Origin of the sequence: Methanospirillum sp., from assembly GCF_035406105.1 — an archaeon.
In the GTDB taxonomy this organism is placed as follows: domain Archaea; phylum Halobacteriota; class Methanomicrobia; order Methanomicrobiales; family Methanospirillaceae; genus Methanospirillum.
In genome coordinates, this window is the sequence record NZ_DAONKG010000119.1 from 1 (window position 1) to 7,539 (window position 7,539).

Sequence of the window (7,539 nt, forward strand, 5' to 3'; positions counted from 1 at the left end):
TAGTGATCATTTGAGATGTTTTTTGTTCCCAATATCTTCTCTAGTAATGCAAAAAAGTCAGAGAAGACTGAACTCATCTTCGGAGAGGGTTTTGCACTGGCACGTGATGAACTTAACAATTGCATTGCGACAAAAGGTTTCATCTCCATGAGAGATGCTCTTCCTGCTGGAAAGTATACTCCATCGAAAGCAGAATAAAAATAATAATCCTGGATTATTCCAGCAGCAATGCAATAGGTTATATCACGAGCAATTTTTAAAAGCCCATCATTATCTCTTATTAGAGAATATGGATGAACAAAATGAAAATTGTGATAACTTATGTCTATTTTATCATCGTTCTTTTTATACGTTATTTTATACTGTATTAGCTTGAGAATATCTGGTTTAATGTGTAAATGAAGCCTTTCCTTATCTAATGTCGTGGAAAGAGTTTCTCCTCGAATTTTAAATAGAAATTCACCCTCATTGCGTTGTTTTGAAATTAATTCCTTCAAAGGGACATTAAACACATCCTTTAATGCATTTGAAAAGAGGTTTTCTGTGATATTCGTAAACAGAGAATCGGCTATTTCTAATAGAATTGAATCAGAAAGAATTAAGTCAGATTTGGTATCCCATTCCAAAATTAATTTAAATAATTCCTGGGGTATTGGGAGTTCATCTTTAAGATAATTATTTTGAAAATATTGAAAAGGGCCTGTTGAATAATAAAGGTCATTCTGAAGAGAGTACATTGCATACAAAATTTTTGCAATATAGGATTTTCCTGAACGATTTGAACCAATAATTATTGTACAGGGTTTTATTGTAATGTCACCCGATTCAATTGGACCGATGTTTTTCAGGCCTATTGAAAACTTATGAGGGTGTGCAGTTGATTCATTGGTACGTATTGTCCTTGGTGGCTCTGATGAGGAATACCGTTGTGATATTGATAATGTTTTTTTCTTTTTTTGTTTCTCTGTCATGAGGTCCCTATATTGCCTTCTTTTTCATTTGTTTGAATAAACATTTATTGGTTATACGTTTCAAAATAGATATGGGTAAAAAATTTACTGATCATATATTTAAAGCATCCATCAACGTTATATTGGGATATGGAGTACAATTTAAGGTAAGTCTACCATAATTGGAGTAATTCTTGCACATTCTCATATATTTGATTTGAAGATCCTATGCATACAAACGATTAGGACCTCCAGAGAAGAATAAATTCTTCTAGTTCCCTTGAAAAAATTTCCATATCTGATCCTATTCGACTAGTCTCCACTCTACCGACCGTTCTGGCTATTCTGCCTTCATCAGTCTTAATCTCTAAACTGATGGAATGGAGAATCTCCTTTGCAATATCTCGTTCCTTTCCTGTGCTTTTTTCATATAACTGAATAAAGTCAGATACAATCTTCCGAAAATCATGACTCGAGCAACCGAAATGTTCTGCGTATTCACTCGAGTACTGATTTAAGGTTGTAATAATATAGCGTTCAGGTGAATACTCACCAGGAAGGACTAAAATCATTAAGGAGCATCGTTCAGTTTTTGCAGTTTTCTCAAGTTGATCTTTATAGTCTCTAGAATCTCCATCTAGGACAAAGATAAATTGTTCTAATCTGTTAAATTTAGCCAACGCACGGATATAATGATTAAATTCATCCTTACCTGTATCACGTCCAACCTGAATTATTGACTGTCGAAGATCCAATTTCGGAGAAAGAATTTCGATAACCCCTCTCACTAATTCTTCACTTATATCATCCTCACAAACAACAGATAATAAGTCCAAATATTGGTGGTACAATGCCCTTTGAACAAAGTCGCGATACGGTGGGGTAACGGTCACCCCATTATCAGACCTTTCTAAGAAAATGCGCCCCTCAGATGGCACAGACTCTAAAATAAATGGACTATGTGATGTAACAACAATCTGGAGATCCTGCCGAAGAGCAAGACGCTGTAATTCAAGCATAAGCACTTGTTGTGTATATGGGTGTAATCCTGCCTCTATTTCATCAATTAATATGAGGGCATCGTGAAGAGTTGATATATCCCTAGATAGGCGAAGAATAGCTCTTTCTCCGGCTGACATATGAAATTCTGAGTAACTCGGATGATCAGCATCATCCCGTTCAGCAAATAACAAATCTTTGGCTTTATGGGATAATAAATAAAGACGGGCATAATGATGAGGCAGGATTTGATGAGCGAGAGTAATCAGTTGGGGAGGAATTTCATCACAGTTAATTTGTTCTTGTCCCATTTTTTGAAGGCTGATAATTTCTGCAGGACTACTGAGTTGTGAAAGATTGCGAAGATAAACTGTTCTTTCCGGTTGATTAATGCCCTTCCTCCCAAAATAACTTTTATTCCATTTATCCGCATTTCTCTTCCATAACATCTCCGATGGAACCTTATTAGAATAATATAGATATGAAATTTGATTATTTCCACCAGAATCATGAGGAATATCCGGATTTTTTGTCTTAAAATCTGGAAATAATTTTGCTGGGGTGAATGATCTTCCTGATTTATTTATATATAGGCATCCTAATGCATGAAGAACTGTTGTTTTCCCACATGCATTTGGTCCAGCGAGTACACTAACCGGATATGGAAAGCGAATTGAAACATCCACAATGCCACGAATATTTTGAATACGTACTTGTTCTAATCGATTATTTACATGCGGACTTTTCTGGGTTAATTGTTCCCAAATTCGTTCAAATTCATCTTTTAACATAATCCAACATCAATTTACTATGAATGATTATTCTTCCATTAATATAAGGTATATTTGTTAGAATTACCTATATAATCATAGGTGTTCATCGGATTAATTCACTGATATCATAGTTCACACTAGTAGCCGCGAAATCAGGTTCCTTCTTAAATGGATGCTGGACATACCTGACCGATGTCTCCTCCCCATCAACCTCTACCAAGGCCAGATAGAAATCATCTGGTTTATTCAAAGCAGTCAGAATTTCATTCCTGGTTACCGTTACGGTAGTTGCACCTTTCACCCTGCCTTTTACTTCAATGAACCGGAGGTTTCCAGTCTCTGGGATAACAGATTCAATATCATATCCGACCTTTTCAGCACTTACATCACGGGGAGTGAACCCAAGATCTCTTTCATACTCCATCACCGCCTTCATAGCAAGGAGTTCAATCCGTTTGGTATCACGAGCGAAAAGATCAGAAGTTTGAGTCGTCCCCTCAATTTTCCAAATAAGTCCCATCGGAATAATCATCGCTCCCCCGGTCACTACAGGAGGAGAAGGAGTAAGGGTCCGTTCCTCTTTCAGTTCATCCTCACGACGCCGCAGACGGGCAGAGAGTTCATCTGCTCTTGCCCTGGCTTTTGCTGAATTGATCTTTGCATTTACCCGACCGGCCTGTTCCTGCTCTTTTAGTTCCTCGGCACGATAATCCCAGTAACTAATCTCCCGGGTAAGACGCTTATGAACTTCCTGAAGCGTTTTATCAATTAATGGTTCCCTTTGTCGTTTTATCTCAGCCAGATGTTCCGGGACCAGATATTGTATAGCATAATCACTCGCAATCTCCTCAAGACCTCGGGCTATCCATTCCGGGACACCAATCTTCTTAATAAAAGGCCACTCCTCTTTTTTTGGTGACCGGTAATCCAGATATGGAGCATATCCAGCAGAATGAACTGTTTGATCTTCTGATATCTCAACAAATTGCATTCTTCGGGATATTATCCGTCTGGTTCCGGTTCGGGTAATACTGGCATCAGAGATGCTATGTTCAAGGATAACCAAAGCCCGGATTTTTTCAGATGTATCCAATTCATCAATGAAGATAGCACCTTGTTTCAGAAGATCTTGATAACGTTCACGGGTGAGATCGATAACCGATTCAAGAAGTGGATGACCTGGACAGATAAACTCTGCAAGTGGTTTCCCAGGAGTCCTGATAAGTTTCTTATCAAAAGTTACCCGTTCGTATGATTTTAGAATAGACTCACGAGTCCCGATGATCCGGTCACGGTTTCGGATGACAACCGGGACGTGAGGGATCTCATACCGGTCACTCTCCCGCTCATGAATAGATCCCCCAAGGGAACGGAATGCAGTCAGGAAATATGATCTGATATAGTGGGGCTGTAATTTCCGTGCCTCTGCCCGCTCCATATCCTGCCGGAGCTTCTGGACCATACTCACATCCATGGCATTGGAGACAAGGGCCCTCTCCTCGATGAGTTTCTTGAGTTTTTCATGATCAAGAGCCGCTTCAACGACCTGATTCAGTTTCGCACGAATCTCTGGCTGATCGCCATATCGAATAGCCTCGATCAGCAGATCACGAAGCGGTTGATCATTAAAAGTCAGACGACCAAGAACGTCAAAGACTTGACCTCCCAAAGCTTCCCGTTCAGCATTTAGTTTTTCGAGCAGTCTTTTCCATACTTCACCTTCTCTGGTCTCCGCTGCTACAAGGTTCCAGAGATGACAAACCTCAGTCTGACCAATACGGTGAATCCGGCCAAACCGTTGCTCAAGTCGGTTCGGATTCCAGGGAAGATCATAATTGACCATCAGATGAGCACGTTGAAGATTAATACCTTCTCCGGCAGCGTCGGTAGCAATGAGGATGAGGACATCTTTATCCTGAGTAAATGCCTGTTCAGCATTTTTTCTCTGTTCCCGCCCCATACTCCCGTGAATAACCACAACCACTTCCTCCCGTCCAATAAGTGCACGGATCTTTTCGGACAAATAATTCAGCGTATCCCGGTGTTCGGTAAAAATGATCAGTTTTCTTCTGTGACCATGAACATCAAACATCTCCTGATTATCCTGTAATATTCCAGAGAGCTCTTCCCACTTTTTATCACAGCCGGATTGTTTGACCCGAAGAGCGAGTTCTTCAAGACCCTGAAGCGTTTCTATTTCTATCTTCAGTTCATCAATAGTCCGGGCCGCAGATGCTCGATCTACTAACTGCTCTTCGACCTGTTCAAGTTCTTCGTCAGGGGCATCTTCAAGCTCATCGATATCATCCCGACTCAATTCTGGGATTAATCGGCTGATATCTGAACGATTAGAACCCCGCTGGAGAAGTTTTTCTTCCCTGAGACGATCCTGGAGTCGTTCACGCCTCCTTCGAAGAGATTGGTAGATTGCTTCAGGGGAAGATGCCAGACGACGTTGTAAGATAGTGAGGGCGAATCCGATAGTCCCTCTTCTTCCTTCGTTTTCTATAGCATCAGCCCGATTGAATTCTTCCCGTACATACTCTGTGACACGGCGGTATAACTCAGCTTCGATAGTTGAAAGAGTGTAATTGGCGGTATATGCCCGACGTTCAGGAAAGAGAGGAGTACCATCAAATTTGAGGAGTTGTTCTTTGAGCAGCCTCCTCATGAGATCAGAGGGGTCTGAAAAGTGGACGCCATCCCTGAACTTCCCTTCAAAACGGTCACCATCAAGGAGCCGAAGAAAGAGCTGAAAGTCTTCTTCTTTCCCATTGTGAGGAGTTGCCGTCATGAGAAGAAAATGCCGGGTAACTCCGGAGAGTAGTTCTCCGAGCCGGTATCGTTTTGTAAACCTGGCCTCTCCCCCGAAAAAGCTGGCACTCATCTTGTGGGCTTCATCACAGATGACCAGATCCCAGTCAGTAACCCGTAATTTCTCCTGGACATCTTCGTTCCGGGAGAGTTTGTCAAGACGACAAATGGCGAGAGGGTTTTCTAAAAACCAGTTTCCGGTTCTGGCTGCTTCATAATTGTCATTTGTCATGATCTCAAACGGGATATTGAACTTCCTGTCCATCTCATCCTGCCATTGTTCGACAAGATTTCCAGGACAAACGATCAGACATCGTTGAAGATCACCGCGTGCAATTAATTCTTTAATGAGTAAACCGGCCATAATGGTTTTTCCAGCACCGGGATCATCTGCGAGGAGAAATCGGAGTGGTTGTCGGGTGATCATCTCCTCATACACGGCGGTTATCTGGTGAGGAAGAGGATCGACCAGGGAGGTATGAATAGCAAGGAGGGGATCAAAGAGATGGGCCAGATGAATTCTTCGGGCTTCTGCAGCCATTCGGAATAAATCAGCATCCCCGAGGAAACTCCAGGGTCTTCCTTCGGTCTCAATTTCAAACTCTGATTCATTATCACGATATAAAAGACGGTTATCGGCCCGGCCTGAAGAATCCTCATAGGTGAGTTTGAGAGAGTCTGAACCATACCATTTCACACTGGTTACCGTAACCAGTGATGATGGGAGTATTCCTCTGACGATGGCACCGGGTTGAAGATCTTCGAGTCTGCCCATTGCATAAAATTTCGTCTGTAATGGATAATAGGTTTCGAAAATGAGTTACGAGATAAAAAAGTTTGAAATGGAAAAAATTAATCCGATACCGGTTCTTCCTGCCCTTCTTTCTTATCAGGTTCGGGCCCGGTATACGTCACAATCGTTTCCGATGTCGTCGGCGGAAGATAGGTCTGCTCAATAGACAGACAGTCTTTCGGACAGTAACTGACACAACACCCGCAGATAACACACCGGAACTGGTGTACCTTCCATGTCCGGTCAGGTTTGCTCACTTCTATTGCATCAGCCGGACAGTGCATCCGGCACAGCCCACAGAAGATACAATCATCAATATTGATAACCAGGTGTCCTCGAGTTACCGGCGTCACCTTTGCCGGCTGGTATGGATATCGTATGGTTGCCGGACCTTTCATAAGGTTTTTCAGAACGGTCAAGGCCATAATTCCAACTTTCATGACAATCACCGCTCCATACAGCCAATGCAGGGATCAATCGTCAGCACAATAACCGGCACATCAGCAAGTTCACATCCGGCCAGCATATGCACAAGAGCAGGAACATTGGCAAGCGTGGGAGTCCTGACCCGGTGTCGTTGCAGGTTTTTCTTCCCATTTGCCTTCACGTAATGGATGACCTCTCCTCGTGGCTGTTCTGCCCGTGCATAATATTCACCAGACGGATTACCTTTGACTGATGCACAGATTTCACCGGCAGGAATTCGATCGATGGCATTCTCAATCAGATCAAGTGATGTGAACAGCTCTTCAGCCCTGACCATACAGCGGGCATAACAATCAGCCTCATTTCTGACAACCGGCTTGAAATCAAGCTCATCATACGCCCCATACCCCGTACTTCTCACATCAACCGCATGCCCGCTGCCCCTGATGACCGGGCCGACTGCCCCCAAATCCCAGGCCTTGTCTTTGGATAGCATGCCAATCCCTTTCGTTCTGGTCTGAACAGTCAGATCCTCATCAAAGATACGGGTGAGTTCTGTGAAATCAGCCCGTAATCCAGGGATCTCATATTCAATCCGTTTCAGTTCATCCGCATCCATATCCCTGCTGACGCCACCGACACGGTTCACTCCCTGAATAACTCTTCCTCCGGTTGTCCGTTCCAGCACATCAAGGATCTTCTCCCTCACCTTCCAGCAGGTCATAAAGAGGTTTTCATACCCCATCCCATCCGCAAAACATCCCAGCCAGAGGAGATGGCTATG

General features: G+C 42.8%; 5 protein-coding genes. All 5 read right to left on the bottom strand.

Annotated features, from left to right (window positions below):
• The coding region (locus PLA23_RS08215) for an ATP-binding protein (RefSeq protein ID WP_324474823.1) at positions 1–971 on the bottom strand (971 nt) is incomplete at its 3' end.
• A 221-nt stretch (positions 972–1,192) separates the two neighbouring features.
• On the bottom strand, positions 1,193–2,740 hold the full coding sequence (locus PLA23_RS08220) for an ATP-dependent nuclease (protein ID WP_324474824.1): 1,548 nt from the start codon (positions 2,738–2,740) through the stop codon (positions 1,193–1,195).
• 85 nt (positions 2,741–2,825) lie between these two features.
• Positions 2,826–6,311, bottom strand: coding sequence for a helicase-related protein (locus tag PLA23_RS08225; protein ID WP_324474825.1), 3,486 nt, complete (start codon positions 6,309–6,311; stop codon positions 2,826–2,828).
• A gap of 77 nt (positions 6,312–6,388) precedes the next feature.
• Positions 6,389–6,769, bottom strand: a complete 381-nt coding sequence (locus PLA23_RS08230; protein WP_324474826.1) for a 4Fe-4S binding protein — start codon at positions 6,767–6,769, stop codon at positions 6,389–6,391.
• Between the two features lie 5 nt (positions 6,770–6,774).
• The coding region (locus tag PLA23_RS08235; protein WP_324474827.1) for a hydrogenase large subunit at positions 6,775–7,539 on the bottom strand (765 nt) is incomplete at its 5' end.

Bases quoted from the DNA above. Each gene is read 5' to 3' on its own strand.
- PLA23_RS08220 (WP_324474824.1), bottom strand. From the start codon at position 2,740: ATGTTAAAAGATGAATTTGAACGAATTTGGGAACAATTAACCCAGAAA.
- PLA23_RS08225 (WP_324474825.1), bottom strand. From the start codon at position 6,311: ATGGGCAGACTCGAAGATCTTCAACCCGGTGCCATCGTCAGAGGAATA.
- PLA23_RS08230 (WP_324474826.1), bottom strand. From the start codon at position 6,769: ATGAAAGTTGGAATTATGGCCTTGACCGTTCTGAAAAACCTTATGAAA.